Source organism: Streptomyces sp. NBC_00045, assembly GCF_045041095.1.
GTDB lineage: Bacteria > Actinomycetota > Actinomycetes > Streptomycetales > Streptomycetaceae > Streptomyces.
Map to the genome: position 1 here is coordinate 2,346,053 of NZ_CP108271.1, position 17,048 is coordinate 2,363,100.

Below are 17,048 nucleotides of genomic sequence, written 5' to 3' on the forward strand. Positions count from 1 at the left end.
GACGCAGCGGCCCGCGCCCGGAGCCGGCGGCTCGGGGCCACGGACCGTAAGCGAGCACCTCGGGCGGTACGACGGGCGGCGTCGGGAGACGACGTCAGGCGTACCGGACCCGGGCGGTCCTCGTTACGGCGCTCCTGTGGTGCGCCATCGCATGCCGTTGACCTGACCGGGCTCGGAGCCGATCACGTACCGGACCCGCCGCCCGTGCACCCGCCGGGCCGGAGCGCGGCAGCCGCGGGGGCGGCAGCCGCGCGCCAGGGGCGCGTGCGCCGTCGGCACGCCGGCGGGGCCGAAGCCGGGCCGGGTGCGGACGGAGGGGCGGTCGGTGGTCATGGGACGGTCAGCTCCGACCGTGGCGCAGGGCGGGGTGGGCGCCGGCGGCGACGAGGTCGGCCACGGCCGCCTTCGGGTCGCGTCCGGTGACCAGGGATTCCCCGACGAGGACGGCGTCGGCGCCCTCGTTGGCGTAGGCGATCAGGTCGTGCGGCCCGCGGATGCCGGATTCGGCGACCTTGACGATGTGGGCCGGGATCTCGCCGACGACGCGCTCGAAGGTGGAGCGGTCGACCTTGAGGTCCTTGAGGTTGCGGGCATTGACACCGATGATCTTGGCGCCGGCCGCAACCGCGCGCTCGACCTCGTCCTCGTCGTGGACCTCGACGAGCGGGGTGAGGCCGATGGACTCGGCCCGCTCGATGAGGGAGACGAGGGCCTCCTGCTCCAGGGCCGCGACGATCAGCAGCACGAGGTCGGCGCCGTAGGCGCGGGCCTCCCACAGCTGGTACGCCGTGACGATGAAGTCCTTGCGCAGGATCGGGATGTCCACGCGCGCGCGGACGGCCTCCAGGTCGGCCAGCGAGCCACCGAAACGGCGCTGCTCGGTGAGGACGGAGATGACCGCCGCACCGCCCGCCTCGTAGTCGGCTGCGAGTCCGGCCGGATCCGCGATCGCGGCCAGCGCGCCCTTGGAGGGGCTGGAGCGCTTGACCTCGCAGATCACCTTGACGCCGTCGCCGCGCAGGGCCGCGACGCCGTCCTTGGCCTGGGGCGCCTTGGCGGCACGCTCCTTGAGCTCGTCGAGGCTCACGCGGGCCTGCCGTTCGGCAAGGTCTTCGCGGACCCCTTCGATGATCTCGTCGAGCACACTCACGCGAGCGGCCCCCTTCCGGGTCGATGACGGTCGGCCGCCTTGCAGACACGTACAACTGCAAGGTCAGCAATCAAATGGTATCCGCAGGAGGCCTTGCCCTCCGCACGCGGTTGACGCCGTCCCATTGACTGGACATTCGGAATCCAGGATTCATATGGGCCCTGTGCAGGCGTTATGGGGCCAGCGCCGATCCGAGGGGCAGGTTTCGGACCACTACGAAGACCAGTGCCAGCACCCCGATGGCCCACCAGTGCGGCCGCCGCAGGACGAAGCGCGGGGGCGGGTCGCCGCGCCAGGCGCGAACCAGCCACAGGACCATGTAGCCGGCGAAGACGAAGTAGCCGGCGACGGCCAGGGCATTTGCCCCCAAAGCGGCGATCAGATCACCATGGGCGAACGCGTGGGCACTGCGCAGCCCGCCGCATCCGGGGCACAGGATTCCGGTGAGCTTGAATAGCGGGCAGACCGGATAGTGGCCCGGTTCATTGGGATCCACGGCGCCCACGTACGCAAAGGCGAGGGCCGCCGAGGCCAGCGTGAGCGCCGGCGGGGCCAGCCGCCGGGCGCGGCCCTGCGGCGGCGCGGGGGCGGCGAAGGGGCTGCGAGAGGCGTCCACGCGCTGATTCTCTCCGCTCATGACAAAAGGCGCAGCCCGGCGGGGCCGCGCCTTTCGAAGGCTTGCACCGGTACTCGGACCTCGGCGGTCCGTCAGGCCTTGGCGGCGGCCTTGTTGGCGGCGATCACCACGGCCAGGTCATCGTGGGCGCCCTTCGGCGCACCCATGCCCGCGGCCTTCATCGCCATGCCCACCACACCGCCGAGCGCGACCACGACGAGACCGGCCCAGAACCCGAGCGGGTTCGCGAGCACCATGAAGGCACCGGAGATGCAGAAACCGATGAACGCGATGGTGACACCGGTCCAGGCGGCCGGGGTGTGTCCGTGGTTCGTGCCCGCCATGAGTTGCTCCTCGTTTGCTCTGTCGCAGTACTGCTAAGAAATCGCGGTCTGTGTCGAATGCTCGGTGCCCATTGTCCCGCACCGGGCGCGGTGCCCGGTCAGCGGGTCGGGTCCTCGCCACGGTCCAGGGCCTTCCACAGGTCCTCGGGCCGGTCGGGGTCCACCGCCGCCGCCTTGCGGGCGCGGGGACTGCCGTCCCGCTCGTAGCGGCCGCCCATCGCGGGCCAGCTGCCGCCGAACCTCAGGGCCAGCAGTCCGGCGACCAGGATCAGGGCCGCACCGGCGGCCGTGATGTACGGCCAGGCCGTGTGTGTGAGCTCCCCCACCCGGGCCGCGGTGTCCGCCGTCGCGCGGGCGGCCTGCGCGTCCAGCGCCTGACGGTCGTCGGCGGCCAGCACCGCGGAGAGCGCCGCGCCCAGGCCGCTCAGCGCGAGCAGCCCGGAGACCAGCAGCCGGCTCCTGCCGCGTACGGCGAACACGGCCACGAGGGCGGCGAGGCCCACGATGGCCAGGGCCGCCGGAAGTCCGGTGACGGCCCGCCCGTCCGCGGTCAGCGGCAGCGAGCCGCCCCCGACGGCGGCGGCGCCCCGGGCCCAGACACGGCCGGAGGCGAGCAGGACGACGGTGGCACCGAGCGCGCCGAGCAGCAGGGCGACGGCCACGCTGCGGCGGCCGCCGCGACCGTCACCGCCGTCCGCGGTGTCCGCGGCGGCGGGAGCGTCGGTGTCGTTTCGGGGTGGGGGTACGGCACTCACGTACCCCACTATCCCCTACCGCGTCAGGAGGCGTTCAGCCGGTTGGCCGCTCCCACCGCGCGCAGGACGGCGGCCGCCTTGTTGCGGCACTCGTTGTCCTCCAGCTCGGGCACCGAATCCGCGACGACTCCCGCGCCGGCCTGGACGTACGCCGTGCCGTCGCGCAGCAGCGCGGTGCGGATGGCGATGGCCGTGTCGGAGTCCCCGGCGAAGTCGAGGTAGCCCACGCAGCCGCCGTACAGGCCCCGGCGGGAGGGTTCGAGCTCCTCGATGATCTGCATGGCGCGCGGCTTGGGCGCCCCGGAGAGGGTGCCGGCCGGGAAGCAGGCGGTCAGCACGTCGAAGGCGGTGCGGCCCTCGGCGACCCGGCCGGTGACGGTCGAGACGATGTGCATGACGTGCGAGTACCGCTCGATCGACATGAAGTCGACGACCTCCACCGATCCCGGCTCGCAGACCCGGCCCAGGTCGTTGCGGCCCAGGTCGACGAGCATCAGGTGCTCGGCCCGCTCCTTGGGGTCGGCCAGCAGCTCCTCGGCGAGCTCGTGGTCCTCCTGCGGGGTGGCCCCGCGGTGGCGGGTGCCCGCGATCGGGTGGACCATGGCCCGGCCGTCCTCGACCTTGACCAGGGCCTCGGGGCTGGAGCCGACGACGTCGAAGCCGTTCTCGAAGCGGAACAGGTACATGTACGGGGACGGGTTGGTGGCCCGCAGCACCCGGTAGACGTCCAGTGCGGAGGCGGCGCAGGGGGTCTCGAACCGCTGCGAGGGCACCACCTGGAAGGCCTCGCCGGCCCGGATCCGCTCCTTGATGTCCTCGACGGCGTCCCGGTACTTCTCGCCGCCCCACAGCGCGGAGAACTCCGGCAGCTCGGAGGCGGGCAGCGGGGTGGGCGTGTACGGGGCGGGCCGCGCGAGGTCGGCCTCCATGGCGTCGAGCCGGGCCATCGCGTCCGCGTACGCCTCGTCCACGCCGGTGTCGAGGTCGTTGTGGTTGATGGCGTTGGCGATGAGCTGGACCGTGCCGTCCCAGTGGTCCATGACCGCCAGGTCGGAGGTGAGCAGCATGGTCAGCTCGGGCAGCCGCAGGTCGTCGTCGGTGTGCTCGCCGATGCGCTCCAGGCGGCGCACGATGTCGTAGCCGAGGTAGCCGACCATGCCGCCGGTGAAGGGCGGCATCCCCGCGGCGAGGTCGCGGGGGGTGTGCAGGGCCTCGACGGTGGCGCGCAGGGCGTCCAGGGGGTCGCCGTCGGTGGGGACGCCGACGGGCGGGGTCCCGATCCAGTGCGCGCGCCCGTCGCGGACGGTCAGCGTGGAGGCACTGCGGACGCCGACGAAGGAGTAGCGGGACCAGGAGCGGCCGTTCTCGGCGGACTCCAGCAGGAAGGTGCCCGGGCGTTCGGCGGCCAGCTTCCGGTAGAGCCCGACGGGGGTGTCTCCGTCGGCCAGGAGCTTGCGGCTCACGGGGATGACGCGGCGGTCCGCCGCGAGCTTGCGGAACGTCTCAAGATCCATGAGGTGGGACCCTAACTGCCTATTCGGCCAGCGGAAGGACATCGGCGTCGAAGCACGTACGGGCACCCGTGTGGCAGGCGGCACCGACCTGGTCGACCTTGACGAGGAGGGTGTCGGCGTCGCAGTCGAGGGCGACGGACTTCACGTGCTGGAAGTGGCCGGACGTGTCCCCCTTCACCCAGTACTCCCGGCGGCTGCGGGACCAGTACGTGCAGCGGCCCGTGGTCAGGGTGCGGTGCAGGGCTTCGTCGTCCATCCAGCCGAGCATGAGCACCTCACCGGTGTCGTACTGCTGGGCGATGGCCGGTACCAGGCCGTCGGCGGAGCGCTTGAGCCGCGCGGCGATGGCGGGATCGAGGGAGGACGTACTCATGGGGGCCATTGTGCCGCGACCGGGGGGCCGTAACGGATCACCGTCCGCCTGATGGGCGGGCACGGGGCGGCATCCGGTCGTAGGCTGGCCCCCATGTCTACCCATGCGAAGCGCGAACGCCTGCTGCTGGCGGACCTGTTGGAGGCGGTGGGGCCGGAGGCGCCGACGCTGTGCGACGGCTGGCGGGCCCGGGAACTGGCGGCACACGTGGTGGTCCGGGAGCGTCGCCCGGACGCGGCGGGCGGTCTGCTGCTGAACGTCCTGAAGGACCGGCTGGACAAGGCGATGGCCGAGTACACGGCCAAGCCGTACGAGGAACTGATCCAGCTGATCCGGACCGGCCCACCGAAGATGTCCCTGTACGCGCTGAAGCAGATCGACGAGGCGGCCAACGCGGTGGAGTTCTACGTCCACGCGGAGGACGTCCGGCGCGCCCAGCCGGACTGGTCGCCGCGCCAGCTGGACCCGGTGTTCTCGGACGCCCTGTGGTCACGGCTGGAGAAGCTGGCCCGGCTGACGGGCCGTCGCGCCCCGGTGGGCCTGGTGCTGCGCCGCCCGAACGGGCAGACCGTCGTCGCGCACAAGGGCACCCCGGTGGTGACGGTCACCGGCGAGCCGGGCGAGCTGACGCTGTTCTGCTTCGGCCGCCAGAACGCCGCCGCGGTGGAACTGGACGGCCCGAAGGAGGCCGTCGCCAAGCTGACGGTGGCCAAGCTCGGCATCTGACCTCTTGACGGCGCCCTCGCACCGGTCGGCCCTGACGGGCCTCCCGGGCTTCGGGCGCCTGCGGCGGATTCCGTCCGCCGACCCGGCCGGGGCGGCGAGCGCGGGCCCGCAGGCCCGGGGCAGTGCCCCGGGCTCCGTCACCGCCACCGGCCGGGCGTCAGCGGACCGGGTGGCCCGCCTCGCGGAGGGTGTCCTTGACCTGGCCGATCCGCAGGTCGCCGAAGTGGAACACGGACGCCGCCAGCACCGCGTCGGCGCCGGCCGCGATCGCCGGCGGGAAGTGCTCCAGCCGGCCCGCTCCGCCCGAGGCGATCACCGGGACCGTGACGTGCTTCCGCACGGCCGCGATCATCTCGGTGTCGTACCCGTCCTTGGTGCCGTCCGCGTCCATCGAGTTCAGCAGGATCTCGCCGGCGCCCAGGTCGGTCGCCCGGTGCGCCCACTCGACGGCGTCCATGCCGGTGCCCCGGCGGCCGCCGTGCGTGGTGACCTCGAAGGAGCCGCCGGCCGTGCGGCGGGCATCGACGGACAGGACGAGGACCTGCCGCCCGAAGCGCTCCGCGATCTCCTGGATCAGCTCGGGCCGGGCGATGGCGGCGGTGTTCACGCCGACCTTGTCCGCGCCGGCCCGCAGCAGCTTGTCCACGTCGTCGGCGGTGCGGACGCCGCCGCCGACGGTCAGCGGGATGAAGACCTGCTCGGCGGTCCGCCGCACCACGTCGTACGTGGTCTCGCGGTTCCCTGACGACGCGGTGATGTCGAGGAAGGTCAGCTCGTCGGCACCCTCGGCGTCGTACAGCTTGGCCATCTCCACCGGGTCGCCGGCGTCCCGCAGGTTCTGGAAGTTGACGCCCTTGACGACCCGGCCGTTGTCCACGTCCAGGCAGGGGATCACACGTACGGCAAGGGTCATCGCGACGCTCCCCGGTAGGCCTCGACCTCCACCTCAACGACCATGCTGGGGTCGACGAGGCCGGAGACGATGATCATGGACGCGGCGGGGCGGACGGCGTCGAAGAGCTCCTTGTGGGCGCGGCCGACCTCTTCGACGTCCCGGGCGTGCGTGAGGTACATCCGGGTGCGGACCACGTGCTCGGGGCCGAGACCGGCCTGCTCCAGCGCCTTGAACGCCACCCCGAAGGCGGTGACGGTCTGGTCGTACGGGCCGTCGACACCGGCGGCGGTGCAGCCGGACACGAGCACGAGGCCGTTGTCGAGCTGTACGGCCCGCGAGTAGCCGATGACGTCCTCGTACGCTCCGCCGGAGGAGATGAGGCGTACTGCGTCGGAGCTCATGCGGAGACCGCCTTCAGTGCTTCTTCCAGGGTGAACGCCTCGGCGTACAGCGCCTTGCCGACGATCGCGCCCTCGACGCCCAGCGGCACCAGTTCGGCCAGCGCCCGCAGGTCGTCCAGCGAGGAGACGCCGCCGGAGGCCACGACCGGCCGGTCCGTGGCGGCGCAGACGTTCTTCAGCAGCTCCAGGTTGGGGCCGGTCAGCGTGCCGTCCTTGCCGATGTCGGTGACGACGTACCGGGCGCAGCCCTCGGAGTCCAGGCGCGCGAGGGTCTCGTAGAGGTCCCCGCCCTCGCTCGTCCAGCCGCGGCCCTTGAGGGTGGTGCCGCGTACGTCGAGGCCGATGGCGATCTTGTCGCCGTGCTCGGCGATGGCCTTGGCGGCCCACTCGGGGGTCTCCAGGGCGGCGGTGCCCAGGTTGACGCGGGTGCAGCCGGTGGCGAGGGCCGCGGCGAGCGTGGCGTCGTCGCGGATTCCGCCGGACAGTTCGACCTTGATGTCCATGGCGCCGGTGATCTCCGCGACCAGCGCGCGGTTGTCACCCGTGCCGAAGGCGGCGTCGAGGTCGACGAGGTGCAGCCACTCTGCGCCGGCGCGCTGCCAGGCGAGGGCCGCCTCCAGCGGGGAACCGTAGGAGGTCTCGCTCCCGGACACCCCGTGCACGAGGCGGACGGCCTGCCCGTCGCGGACGTCGACCGCGGGGAGGAGTTCCAGCTTGTTGACGGGCATCAGAGGGTCTCGATCCAGTTGGTGAGGAGCTGGGCACCGGCGTCGCCGGACTTCTCGGGGTGGAACTGGGTGGCCCACAGGGCGCCGTTCTCCACCGCTGCGACGAAGGGCTCGCCGTGGGTGGCCCAGGTGACCTTGGGGGCGCGGATCGCCGGGTTGGTGACCTCCAGGCTCCAGCCGCGCACCGCGTACGAGTGCACGAAGTAGAAATGGGCGTCGTCGTCCAGGCCCTTGAAGGCCTGGCTGTCGGCCGGGGCGTCCACGGTGTTCCAGCCCATGTGGGGCACGATCGGGGCGCGCAGCGGCTCGACGGTGCCGGGCCACTCGTCGAGGCCCTCCGTCTCCACGCCGTGCTCGATGCCCCGCTCGAAGAGGATCTGCATGCCGACGCAGATGCCCATGACCGGGCGGCCGCCGGAGAGCCGGCGGCCGATGATCCAGTCGCCGCGGACGTCCTTGAGGCCCTGCATGCAGGCGGAGAAGGCACCGACGCCGGGGACGAGGAGCCCGTCGGCGTCCATCGCCTTGTCGTAGTCGCGGGTGATCTCGACGTCCGCACCGGCGCGCGCGAGGGCGCGCTCGGCGGAGCGTACGTTTCCGAAGCCGTAGTCGAAGACCACGACCGTCTTGGTGGGGCGGACTGCGCTCATTCCCAGATTCCTTGGATCCGCAGGACTCCGGCGGCCAGACACATCGCGGAGCCGATGGCGAGCAGGACGACGACCGATTTGGGCATCTGCTGCTTCTGGAAGGAGTAGACGCCTCCGGCCAAGAACAGGCCGAAGACGATCAGGATGGTGTTCAGGCCGTTCACGGCTAGAGGGCGCCCTTCGTGGAGGGCAGGATTCCGGCGGCGCGCGGGTCGAACTCGGCGGCGTAGCGCAGCGCCCGGGCCAGGGCCTTGAACTGGCACTCCACGATGTGGTGGGCGTTGCGGCCGTACGGGACGTGGATGTGCAGGGCGATCTGGGCCTGCGCGACGAACGACTCGAAGATGTGCCGGGTCATCGTCGTGTCGTACTCGCCGATCATCGGCGCCATGTTCTCGGGCTCGGTGTGCACGAGGTACGGGCGGCCGGACAGGTCGACGGTCACCTGGGCGAGGGACTCGTCGAGCGGCACGGTGCAGTTGCCGAAGCGGTAGATGCCGACCTTGTCGCCGAGGGCCTGCTTGAACGCGGCGCCCAGCGCGAGGGCGGTGTCCTCGATGGTGTGGTGGCTGTCGATGTGCAGGTCGCCGTCCGTCTTGACCGTGAGGTCGAAGAGGCCGTGGCGGCCGAGCTGGTCGAGCATGTGGTCGTAGAAGCCCACGCCCGTCGAGACGTCGACCTTGCCGGTGCCGTCGAGGTTTATCTCGACCAGGACCGAGGTCTCCTTCGTGGTCCGTTCGACCCGTCCGATGCGGCTCATGCGTGCTGCTCCTTCTTCAGTGCGCGAACCGCTTCCAGGAACGCGTCGTTCTCGGCCGGGGTGCCGGCGGTGACCCGCAGCCAGCCCGGTACGCCGTTGTCCCTGACCAGGACACCCTGGTCGAGGATCTTCTGCCAGGCGGTGTGCGAGTCGTCGAACTTCCCGAACTGGATGAAGTTCGCGTCGGACTCGGTGACCTCGTAGCCGATGGCCCGCAGTTCGGTGACGAGGCGGTCCCGCTCGGCCTTGAGCTGTTCGACGTAGCCGAGCAGGGTGTCGGTGTGCTCCAGGGCGGCCAGCGCGGTCGCCTGGGTCACGGCCGACAGGTGGTACGGCAGGCGTACGAGCTGCACGGCGTCGACCACGGCCGGGTGCGCGGCCAGGTAGCCCAGGCGCAGTCCGGCGGCGCCGAAGGCCTTGGACATGGTCCGGGAGACCACCAGGTTGGGGCGGCCCTCGATCAGCGGGAGGAGGGAGTCGCGGTGGCTGAACTCCACGTACGCCTCGTCCACGATGACCAGGCAGGGCTTGGCCGCCTGCGCGGCCTCGTAGAGGGCGAGGACGGTCTCCGCCTCGACCGCGGTGCCCGTGGGGTTGTTGGGCGACGTGATGAAGACGACGTCGGGGGCGTTCTCGGCGATGGCCTGCTCCGCCGCCTCCACGTCGATCGTGAAGTCCTCGCGGCGCGGGCCGGAGATCCAGCCGGTCCCGGTGCCGCGCGAAATCAGCGCGTGCATCGAGTACGAGGGCTCGAAGCCGATCGCCGTGCGCCCGGGCCCGCCGAAGGTCTGCAGCAGCTGCTGGATGACCTCGTTGGAGCCGTTGGCGGCCCAGACGTTCTCCAGCGCCACCGGGTGCTTCGCGGTGCGGGTGAGGTACGCGGCCAGCTCGGTCCGCAGCTCGACCGCGTCCCGGTCGGGGTAGCGGTTGAGGGTGCGGGCGGCCTCGCAGACGCGCTCGGCGATGCGCCGCACCAGCTCCTCGGGGAGCTCGTACGGGTTCTCGTTGGTGTTCAGCTGGACGGGCACGTCGAGCTGGGGGGCGCCGTACGGGGTCTTGCCGCGCAGTTCGTCCCGGATGGGGAGGTCGTCGATCCCGAAACTCACTGGGTGGGCACCTTCCATCCGAAGCGCGCCTTGAGGGCTGCGCCGTGCGCCGGCAGGTCCTCGGCCTCGGCCAGCGTCACCACGTGGTGGGTGACCTCGGCGAGCGCGTCGCGCGTGTAGTCGACGATGTGGATGCCGCGCAGGAACGACTGCACGGACAGGCCGGAGGAGTGGCAGGCGCAGCCGCCGGTGGGCAGCACGTGGTTCGACCCGGCGCAGTAGTCGCCGAGGGAGACCGGGGCCCAGGGGCCGACGAAGATCGCGCCGGCGTTGCGCACCCGGGCGGCCCAGGCAGCGGCGTCGGCGGTCTGGATCTCCAGGTGCTCGGCGCCGTACGCGTCGACGACCTTGAGACCGTCCTCCAGGCTGTCGACCAGCACGATCGCGGACTGCTTGCCCGCGAGCGCCGGCTTGATCCGGTCCTCGACGTGCTTGGTGGCCGCGACCTGCGGCTCCAGCTCCCGCTCGACGGCGGCCGCGAGCTCCTCGGAGTCCGTGACGAGGACGGCCGCGGCCAGCGGGTCGTGCTCGGCCTGGCTGATCAGATCGGCGGCGACGTGCACCGGGTCGGCCGTGGAGTCCGCGAGGACCGCGATCTCGGTCGGGCCGGCTTCGGTGTCGATGCCGATCCGACCGGTGAAGTAGCGCTTGGCGGCAGCGACCCAGATGTTGCCGGGGCCCGTCACCATGTTCACCGGCAGGCAGTCCTCCGTGCCGTACGCGAACATCGCGACGGCCACGGCGCCGCCGGCGGCGTACACCTCGTCCACGCCGAGCAGCGCGCACGCGGCGAGGATCGTCGGGTGCGGCAGCCCGCCGAACTCCTTCTGCGGCGGGGACGCGAGCGCGATCGACTCGACGCCCGCCTCCTGCGCCGGTACGACGTTCATGACGACGGAGGACGGGTACACCGAGCGGCCGCCCGGGGCGTACAGGCCCACGCGCTCGACCGGAACCCACTTCTCCGTCACGGTCCCGCCGGGGACCACCTGGGTGGTGTGCTCGCTGCGGCGCTGGTTGCGGTGGACGATCCGGGCGCGCCGGATGGACTCCTCCAGAGCGGCGCGGACGGCCGGGTCCAGCTCGTCGAGGGCGGCCTTGAGCGCCTCGGCGGGCACCCTGACCTGCTCCAGCGTGACACCGTCGAACTTCTGCGCGTACTCGATGAGCGCCGCCGTGCCACGATGATGGACGTCCTCGCAGATGGGCCGCACCTTCTCCAGGGCGGCTTCCACGTCGAACTCGGCACGGGGCAGCAGATCGCGCAGGGCGCCACCCTCGGGGAGGGCGTCACCGCGCAGGTCGATACGAGAGATCACCTCCCAATTCTCTCAGACCGCCTCCCGCCACTGTCCGCCCGTATCACTGGCTGATACAGGCCCCGGACGTCACTGCCGCCCGTTAGCGTTCCCCTACACGTATTGCACAGCGGAGGGGGGCCGCCATGGCGGAGCCACGTGCGGGCGAGCAGCCCGCGGATCTCACCGATCCCGAACGCCGCATGTGGCAGGCGTACCGGACGGGCAGCGTCTGCGATCTCAGCGCCCGGGCCGCCGCCGAGGACGACCCCCACGACAGCGGGCGGGTCTGGGGCGGCGGGCGCAGCGTCCGGGCCCAGGTGGTGGCACTGCTGCTGCTCCACGGGCCGCCGCCGGTGCCGGGGCGGGTCGCTTCGCTGAAACTGCGCGGCGTACGGATCACCGGGCGCCTCGACCTGTCCGGCGGGCTCGTGGCGCCGTACGTCGAACTCCAGTCCTGCCGCTTCGACAGCGAGATCCAGCTGTCCGAGACCCGGTTCGTCACCCTGCGCCTGGTCAACTGCGCGATACCCCGGCTGGACGCCTCCCGGCTCCACACCGAGGGCGATCTGCACCTGCCGCGCTGCCGGGTGGCCCGCGGGATCCGGCTGACCGACGCGCAGATCGGCACCGACCTGCTGATCAGCCAGGCCGTGGTGCGCCGGGACAACAAGGGCCGGGCCATCGCCGCGGACGGGATGTCGGTGGCGCAGGACTTCCAGGGCGAGCTGCTGGAGACGGACGGGGAGGTGAGCCTGCGCGGCGCGAAGATCGGCGTGTCGATGAACCTGCGCGGGGCCCGGCTGCGCAATCCGCACGGGCGGCGCGCACTGAACGCCCCGCAGCTGACCGTCGAGCGGACCCTGTACCTGACCTCGATCGCGCTGGACTACGTCCTCGGCGACCTGGGCTCCTCCACTCCCCCGTACGGGCTCGGCCAGACGCCCACGCGCGGGCAGCGGTCCCAGCACTTCGAGTGCCGGGGCGGGCTGCGCCTGGACGACGGCCGCTTCGGTGACGCCGTCGACTTCTACGGCGCCCGGTTCACGCTGACCGAGGAGCAGGAGGTCTCGCTGCGCCGGATCCAGACGCCCGAACTCCGGTTCGTCGGCGAGCGGCCTGAGCAGGGGCGGGTGGTGCTGTCGGGGGCCAAGGTGGTCAAGCTGGTCGACTCGTCCACCAGCTGGCCCGGCCCGGGAGGCGTGTCGATCGAGGGGTTCGCGTACGAGAACCTCGCACCCCGCGGCCACTTCCCGCTGGCGCGCCGGCTGGCCTGGGTGGCGGCGGCCACCCCCGAGTACTCGCCCGAGCCGTACGAGCGGCTGGCCGCCGTACTGCGAACCAGCGGCGAGGACGCGGACGCCCGCGAGGTCCTGCTGGCCAAGCAGCGGCGGCGCCGGGCCACCCTGCCACCGGCGCTCAAGGCGTGGGGGTACCTCCAGGACTGGACGGTGGCGTACGGGTACCGTCCGGGCCGGGCCGCCCTGTGGATGGCGGTGCTGTGGGCGGCGGGCGCCCTGCTCTTCTCCCGGCACGAGCCGCCGCCGATCAAGGCGGACGAGCACCCGGGGTGGAACGCGGCCCTCTACGCGCTGGACCTGCTGCTCCCGGTCATCGATCTCGGCCAGGAGGGCCAGTGGAAGGTGGAGGGCGGCTGGCAGTGGGGTTCGGCGGTGCTGGTCCTGCTGGGCTGGATCCTCGCGACGACGGTGGCGGCGGGAGCCTCGCGCCTGCTGAGACGGGGATGACCGGCCGGACGGGAAACAACTGAGGTGACAGGCCCTGGCCCCCGGCCACTACCCTGTGCGTCGTGACCTCCGTTCGCCTGCCCCTCTTCCCGCTCAACTCGGTGCTGTTCCCGGGACTCGTCCTCCCGCTGAACGTCTTCGAGGAGCGTTATCGCGCCATGATGCGGGAGCTGCTGAAGACGGGCGAGGACGAACCGCGCCGCTTCGCGGTCGTCGCGATCCGCGACGGCCGGGAGGTCGCGCCGACCGCGCCGGGCCTGCCGGACCAGACGGCCCTGCCCGAGCGGGGCCCGACGGCCGGCTTCGGCCCGGATCCCGTCCAGGCCTTCCACCGGGTGGGCTGCATCGCCGACGCGGCGACGATCCGGGAGCGGGAGGACGGCAGCTTCGAGGTCCTCGCCACCGGTACGTCCCGGGTCCGCCTCCTGTCGGTGGACACCTCGGGCCCGTACCTGGTCGCCGAGCTGGAGGAACTCCCGGAGGAAGCGGGAGAGGGCGCGGGAGCGCTGGCGGAGGGGGTCCTGCGGGCCTTCCGGAACTACCAGAAGCGGCTGGCCGGAGCCCGCGAGCGGTCCCTGAGCTCGGGCGCGGACCTGCCGGACGAGCCGTCGGTGGTCTCGTACCTGGTGGCGGCGGCGGCCGTACTGGACATCCCGGCGAAGCAGCGGCTGCTCCAGGCGCCGGACACCGCCACGCGGCTCGCGGAGGAGCTGAAACTGCTGCGCGCGGAGACGGCGGTCATCCGCCACCTCCCGTCGCTCCCGGCGGTGGACCTGACGCGCGCACCGACCAACCCGAACTGACGGCACCGGACTGACGGCGAAGGACCGATGGCGAAGAAGAAGACCCAGGCTCCGGCGGGCACTCCGGCGATCGCGGCCCTGACCTCCGCCGGGGCGGAGTTCACGGTGCACGCGTACGAACACGACCCGGCGCACCCCTCGTACGGCGGGGAGGCGGCGCAGGCCATGGGCGTCTCCCCGGACCGGGTCTTCAAGACGCTGGTCGCGGAGGTGGACGGCGTGCTGACGGTGGCGGTGGTCCCGGTGTCGGGCAGCCTGGACCTGAAGGCGCTGGCGACCGCGGTCTCCGGGAAGCGGGCGTCCATGGCGGACCCGGCGCTTGCGGAGCGCACCACGGGGTACGTGCGGGGCGGCATCTCCCCGCTGGGCCAGCGCAAGCGGCTGCGGACGGTGCTGGACGCGTCGGCGCAGGACCACGCCACGATCTGCGTGTCGGCGGGCCGCCGGGGCCTGGAGGTCGAGCTCCCGCCCGCCACCCTGACGACCTTGGCGTCGGCCACCCTGGCCCCGATCGCCCGCCCGTAGCCGAGCCGGCGCCGCAGCGCCGGCGGTCAGGCCTTGGGGGGCTCGGGGGCCGACGGGTCGGACCCGGGCGACGGGTCGGTGTGGACGTGGGCCGGGGGGTAGGGGCCCCAGGAGGAGCCGGCGTCCGGGTCCTCGTCGTGCGGGGTCCACAGCGCCGTCAGCCCGAGGTGGACGGCCACGGCGACCATCGGCCAGACGAGCAGCACCCCGCGCGCCAGCAACTGCAGCGGCGCATCGAACGGCACTCCCTTCCCGGCCTTCAGCGCGGCCGCGGCCACGTCCGACGACGGCCCCAGCCACAGCCCCAGCCGCCATCCCACGAGCGCGGCGAAGCCGGATCCGATCGCCAGCCCGATGACCAGCGGGACACCGCCCCGGCGCCGCCACAGGAAGACGAGCACGGCGCTCAGCACCCCGAACCCCACCGACAGCAGGAAGAACGTCCCGTCGGTCCCTATCCGGGCCTCGCTCTCGGTGTTCCGCAGGAACACCGCCTCGCCGTTGGAGACGTACTGCGTCTTCGGGGCAAGCCATGCCCACAGCAGTCCGAGCAGCACCCCGGCCACTCCGGTCACCAGGGCCACGGCGGCCCCGTCGCGGATGTCCCCCGCGGTGATGCCGGCGGAGCCGCCCGGCTTCACGGGCGGCGGCGGTTCGTACGGGGACGGTGTGGTCACGGCTTCGGTCACCCCCACATCGTGCCAGGTGCCCGGCGCGTCGGCGTCAGCGGACCGCTGCCCGCCGGTACGCCCACGTCGCGACGGCCAGCGAGAGCACCCCCACCGCCCCGCATACGCCGAGGTCCAGCCCGACCGCAGCCCAGTCGGGGTGCGGGGCGAAGGTCCGTGCGAAGGCCTCCACCCCGTACGTCGACGGCAGCAGGTCCCGCGCCCAGCCGATCACGTCCGGCATCCGCTCCGGCGGCAGCACGCCCAGCAGCAGCGCCGCCGACATGCCGAGCTGCCCGGCCAGCGTGGCGAGCTCCTGCCGCGGGGCCAGCAGTCCGAGTGCGGCGCCCAGACCGGCCAGCGCGGCCCCGGCGAGCGGCACCACCGCGGCCAGGATCCACAGCCCGCTCATCGGCAGCCCGAACAGCAGGCATCCGAACACGGCCGTCACCAGCGTGCCCGGCAGGGTGAAGGACGCGTACGCGGCGGCCGCGCCCAGCACCACCGAGGCGGGCGGCACGGGCAGCGTGGCGTAGTGGTCCAGCCCGCCGCCGGCCCGCAACTGCCCGAAGTACTGCGCGAGCAGGTTCAGCGCGACGAAGGCGACCACCAGCACCGAGGACCCGGCGACGACGGCCCGGGCCTCCGAGCCCCCGTCCACCACGCCCCGCATCAGGATCATGATGCCGATGGACTGGAAGGTGGCCACGAACAGCAGCGGGATCCGCGAGACCCGGGCCCGCGACAGCTGGGCCCGGTACACGGCGGCCAGCGCCGGGAAGAGCCGCGCCCGCGGTGCCAGCGGAGCGGACGGGCCGGACACGGCGCCCGTCGCAGTGGCCGTCACCGGCGCCGGCCCGACGGCCTGTGCCACGGCGCCCGGTGTGCGGTCGCTCATGACTTCACCAGCCCTTTCGTCTTGCCGCCGAGGGCCAGGTATACGTCCTCCAGGCTGGGGGTGGCCAGGGTGAAGTCGTCGAGGGCTGCGAAGGCCGGCCCGCCGGTTACCGCGGCGACCGCGGCGCGCGCTTCATCGGGCGCCAGTCGCATCACCCAGCGCCGTCCCGACGTGACGGCGTCCTCGCGCAGCCGCGCGACCTCGGGCACGTCCATCGGAGCCCCCTCGCGCCACACCAGCTCCAGCCGGACCTCGTCGGAGACCTTGGCCTTCAACCCGGCGGGGGAGTCGCAGGCGATGACCCGGCCCTGGTCGATGACGGCGACCCGGTCCAGGACGGTCTCGGCCTCGATGACGTTGTGCGTGACGAGCAGGACGGTGGCCCCGTGCTGGGCGCGCCGCCGGTCCACCGCCGCCCACACGGCCCGCCGGGCCACGGGGTCCATGCCGGTGGTGGGCTCGTCGAGGACCAGGACCGGCCGCTCCCCCACCAGCGCGGCGGCGAAGCAGGCCAGCCGCCGCTGCCCGCCCGAAAGCTTCTTCAGGGGCCGCCCGGCGATCGCGGTCAGCCCGAGTTCCTCCAGTACGGCGTCCCGCTCGGCCCGCGCCGTCCGTACGTCGAGTCCGCGCAGTCGTCCCGTGGTCTCGGCGGCCAGCGCCACCGTGAGCTCGTCGAGGGCGGTGGACTCCTGTCCCAGGTAGGCGAGCAGCCGGGCCGCCCGCTCGGGGTGGCGCACGAGGTCGTGGCCGAGCAGGGTCACGGCGCCGGAGTCGGGCCGCATCAGGCCGGTGAGCTGGCGGACCAGGGTGGACTTGCCGGCGCCGTTGGGGCCGAGCAGTCCGAAGATCTCGCCGCGCCGGACGTCCAGGCTGATGCCGTCGGTGGCCCGGGTCTCGGGCAGGGCGGGAGCTCCGCGCCGGCCCCGTACGGCGGAATACGTCTTGACCAGGTCACGCACCGCGCAGACCACGTCCGGTGCCGCGGCTGCGGCCACTGCCGTGCTCGGTCGTGCTGATGCTGTGCCCGTACTCACGAGGGAGCAGCCTACGCGGCTTTCGTCCGCGCCCAGCCGTGAGGTACCCCCGACGC

At 72.7% G+C, this 17,048-nt stretch carries 22 protein-coding genes; 4 read left to right on the forward strand and 18 right to left on the reverse strand.

Features of this window, described 5'->3' with window-relative positions; all coding sequences use genetic code 11:
• Window positions 1-123: 123 nt before the first annotated feature.
• From trpM to hisI, 7 genes are all read right to left on the reverse strand, one after another.
• A complete protein-coding gene (trpM, locus tag OHA65_RS11075; protein WP_328762433.1) occupies window positions 124-333 on the reverse strand; it encodes a tryptophan biosynthesis modulator TrpM in 210 nt (69 codons plus the stop codon).
• Window positions 334-340: 7 nt separating this feature from the next.
• Window positions 341-1,150 carry an indole-3-glycerol phosphate synthase TrpC gene (gene trpC, locus OHA65_RS11080; RefSeq protein ID WP_134075034.1) on the reverse strand — a complete coding sequence of 270 codons (810 nt, stop codon included), beginning with the start codon at window positions 1,148-1,150 and terminating at the stop codon, window positions 341-343.
• A 172-nt stretch (window positions 1,151-1,322) separates the two neighbouring features.
• A complete protein-coding gene (locus OHA65_RS11085) occupies window positions 1,323-1,787 on the reverse strand; it encodes a DUF2752 domain-containing protein (RefSeq protein ID WP_327282960.1) in 465 nt (154 codons plus the stop codon).
• Between the two features lie 71 nt (window positions 1,788-1,858).
• Window positions 1,859-2,110, reverse strand: coding sequence for an HGxxPAAW family protein (locus OHA65_RS11090; RefSeq protein ID WP_327282961.1), 252 nt, complete (start codon window positions 2,108-2,110; stop codon window positions 1,859-1,861).
• A gap of 98 nt (window positions 2,111-2,208) precedes the next feature.
• Window positions 2,209-2,874: a TIGR02234 family membrane protein gene (locus tag OHA65_RS11095; protein ID WP_327282962.1), complete on the reverse strand. Its 666-nt coding sequence runs from the start codon at window positions 2,872-2,874 to the stop codon at window positions 2,209-2,211.
• A 14-nt stretch (window positions 2,875-2,888) separates the two neighbouring features.
• Entirely contained in the window at window positions 2,889-4,379 is a 1,491-nt protein-coding gene (locus OHA65_RS11100) for an anthranilate synthase component I (protein WP_328762436.1), read from the reverse strand.
• 19 nt (window positions 4,380-4,398) lie between these two features.
• Window positions 4,399-4,761 (reverse strand): phosphoribosyl-AMP cyclohydrolase, encoded by a 363-nt coding sequence (gene hisI / locus OHA65_RS11105; protein ID WP_054224493.1) that lies wholly within the window; start codon window positions 4,759-4,761, stop codon window positions 4,399-4,401.
• 84 nt (window positions 4,762-4,845) lie between these two features.
• Between hisI and OHA65_RS11110 the strand changes: the two genes are divergently transcribed.
• A complete protein-coding gene (locus tag OHA65_RS11110; protein ID WP_327282964.1) occupies window positions 4,846-5,478 on the forward strand; it encodes a TIGR03085 family metal-binding protein in 633 nt (210 codons plus the stop codon).
• A gap of 157 nt (window positions 5,479-5,635) precedes the next feature.
• On the opposite strand, the gene hisF is transcribed toward OHA65_RS11110, so the two are convergent.
• From hisF to hisD, 8 genes are read right to left on the reverse strand one after another with little or no spacing between them, the layout of a single operon-like run.
• The gene (gene hisF / locus OHA65_RS11115; protein WP_327282965.1) at window positions 5,636-6,391 is read right to left on the reverse strand and encodes an imidazole glycerol phosphate synthase subunit HisF; all 756 of its coding nucleotides are present in this window, start codon (window positions 6,389-6,391) and stop codon (window positions 5,636-5,638) included.
• Window positions 6,388-6,774, reverse strand: coding sequence for a RidA family protein (locus OHA65_RS11120; protein WP_327282966.1), 387 nt, complete (start codon window positions 6,772-6,774; stop codon window positions 6,388-6,390). Before OHA65_RS11120 ends, hisF begins: the two co-directional genes overlap by 4 nt.
• Entirely contained in the window at window positions 6,771-7,502 is a 732-nt protein-coding gene (gene priA / locus OHA65_RS11125; protein WP_327282967.1) for a bifunctional 1-(5-phosphoribosyl)-5-((5-phosphoribosylamino)methylideneamino)imidazole-4-carboxamide isomerase/phosphoribosylanthranilate isomerase PriA, read from the reverse strand. The genes OHA65_RS11120 and priA overlap by 4 nt, the downstream gene beginning before the upstream one ends.
• Window positions 7,502-8,152 (reverse strand): imidazole glycerol phosphate synthase subunit HisH, encoded by a 651-nt coding sequence (gene hisH / locus OHA65_RS11130; RefSeq protein ID WP_327282968.1) that lies wholly within the window; start codon window positions 8,150-8,152, stop codon window positions 7,502-7,504. The genes priA and hisH overlap by 1 nt, the downstream gene beginning before the upstream one ends.
• Window positions 8,149-8,316, reverse strand: coding sequence for a hypothetical protein (locus tag OHA65_RS11135; RefSeq protein WP_327282969.1), 168 nt, complete (start codon window positions 8,314-8,316; stop codon window positions 8,149-8,151). The genes hisH and OHA65_RS11135 overlap by 4 nt, the downstream gene beginning before the upstream one ends.
• Window positions 8,317-8,318: 2 nt before the next feature.
• Window positions 8,319-8,912, reverse strand: coding sequence for an imidazoleglycerol-phosphate dehydratase HisB (gene hisB, locus OHA65_RS11140; RefSeq protein ID WP_030155936.1), 594 nt, complete (start codon window positions 8,910-8,912; stop codon window positions 8,319-8,321).
• The gene (locus tag OHA65_RS11145) at window positions 8,909-10,018 is read right to left on the reverse strand and encodes a histidinol-phosphate transaminase (protein ID WP_327282970.1); all 1,110 of its coding nucleotides are present in this window, start codon (window positions 10,016-10,018) and stop codon (window positions 8,909-8,911) included. The genes hisB and OHA65_RS11145 overlap by 4 nt, the downstream gene beginning before the upstream one ends.
• Entirely contained in the window at window positions 10,015-11,337 is a 1,323-nt protein-coding gene (gene hisD, locus OHA65_RS11150) for a histidinol dehydrogenase (RefSeq protein ID WP_327282971.1), read from the reverse strand. Before hisD ends, OHA65_RS11145 begins: the two co-directional genes overlap by 4 nt.
• A gap of 125 nt (window positions 11,338-11,462) precedes the next feature.
• Between hisD and OHA65_RS11155 the strand changes: the two genes are divergently transcribed.
• From OHA65_RS11155 to ybaK, 3 genes are all read left to right on the forward strand, one after another.
• Window positions 11,463-13,064, forward strand: coding sequence for an oxidoreductase (locus OHA65_RS11155; RefSeq protein WP_327282972.1), 1,602 nt, complete (start codon window positions 11,463-11,465; stop codon window positions 13,062-13,064).
• A 62-nt stretch (window positions 13,065-13,126) separates the two neighbouring features.
• Complete coding sequence (locus tag OHA65_RS11160) at window positions 13,127-13,867, forward strand: LON peptidase substrate-binding domain-containing protein (RefSeq protein WP_327282973.1); 741 nt, start codon at window positions 13,127-13,129, stop codon at window positions 13,865-13,867.
• A 27-nt stretch (window positions 13,868-13,894) separates the two neighbouring features.
• A complete protein-coding gene (gene ybaK, locus OHA65_RS11165; protein WP_327282974.1) occupies window positions 13,895-14,392 on the forward strand; it encodes a Cys-tRNA(Pro) deacylase in 498 nt (165 codons plus the stop codon).
• Window positions 14,393-14,418: 26 nt separating this feature from the next.
• Here the strand turns inward: ybaK and OHA65_RS11170 are convergent, their stop codons facing one another.
• The 3 genes from OHA65_RS11170 to OHA65_RS11180 are packed head-to-tail and all read right to left on the reverse strand — an operon-like array spanning window position 14,419 to window position 16,992.
• Complete coding sequence (locus OHA65_RS11170; RefSeq protein ID WP_327282975.1) at window positions 14,419-15,081, reverse strand: hypothetical protein; 663 nt, start codon at window positions 15,079-15,081, stop codon at window positions 14,419-14,421.
• Window positions 15,082-15,115: 34 nt separating this feature from the next.
• A complete protein-coding gene (locus OHA65_RS11175) occupies window positions 15,116-15,958 on the reverse strand; it encodes an ABC transporter permease (protein WP_371646606.1) in 843 nt (280 codons plus the stop codon).
• On the reverse strand, window positions 15,955-16,992 hold the full coding sequence (locus OHA65_RS11180) for an ABC transporter ATP-binding protein (RefSeq protein WP_371646608.1): 1,038 nt from the start codon (window positions 16,990-16,992) through the stop codon (window positions 15,955-15,957). Before OHA65_RS11180 ends, OHA65_RS11175 begins: the two co-directional genes overlap by 4 nt.
• Window positions 16,993-17,048: the final 56 nt, after the last annotated feature.

Bases quoted from the DNA above. Each gene is read 5' to 3' on its own strand.
- OHA65_RS11175 (WP_371646606.1), bottom strand. From the start codon at position 15,958: ATGAGCGACCGCACACCGGGCGCCGTGGCACAGGCCGTCGGGCCGGCG.
- hisH (WP_327282968.1), bottom strand. From the start codon at position 8,152: ATGAGCGCAGTCCGCCCCACCAAGACGGTCGTGGTCTTCGACTACGGC.
- hisB (WP_030155936.1), bottom strand. From the start codon at position 8,912: ATGAGCCGCATCGGACGGGTCGAACGGACCACGAAGGAGACCTCGGTC.
- hisI (WP_054224493.1), bottom strand. From the start codon at position 4,761: ATGGCCCCCATGAGTACGTCCTCCCTCGATCCCGCCATCGCCGCGCGG.
- OHA65_RS11085 (WP_327282960.1), bottom strand. From the start codon at position 1,787: ATGAGCGGAGAGAATCAGCGCGTGGACGCCTCTCGCAGCCCCTTCGCC.
- priA (WP_327282967.1), bottom strand. From the start codon at position 7,502: ATGCCCGTCAACAAGCTGGAACTCCTCCCCGCGGTCGACGTCCGCGAC.
- OHA65_RS11120 (WP_327282966.1), bottom strand. From the start codon at position 6,774: ATGAGCTCCGACGCAGTACGCCTCATCTCCTCCGGCGGAGCGTACGAG.
- OHA65_RS11090 (WP_327282961.1), bottom strand. From the start codon at position 2,110: ATGGCGGGCACGAACCACGGACACACCCCGGCCGCCTGGACCGGTGTC.
- OHA65_RS11100 (WP_328762436.1), bottom strand. From the start codon at position 4,379: ATGGATCTTGAGACGTTCCGCAAGCTCGCGGCGGACCGCCGCGTCATC.
- ybaK (WP_327282974.1), top strand. From the start codon at position 13,895: ATGGCGAAGAAGAAGACCCAGGCTCCGGCGGGCACTCCGGCGATCGCG.
- trpM (WP_328762433.1), bottom strand. From the start codon at position 333: ATGACCACCGACCGCCCCTCCGTCCGCACCCGGCCCGGCTTCGGCCCC.
- OHA65_RS11110 (WP_327282964.1), top strand. From the start codon at position 4,846: ATGTCTACCCATGCGAAGCGCGAACGCCTGCTGCTGGCGGACCTGTTG.
- OHA65_RS11155 (WP_327282972.1), top strand. From the start codon at position 11,463: ATGGCGGAGCCACGTGCGGGCGAGCAGCCCGCGGATCTCACCGATCCC.
- hisF (WP_327282965.1), bottom strand. From the start codon at position 6,391: ATGACCCTTGCCGTACGTGTGATCCCCTGCCTGGACGTGGACAACGGC.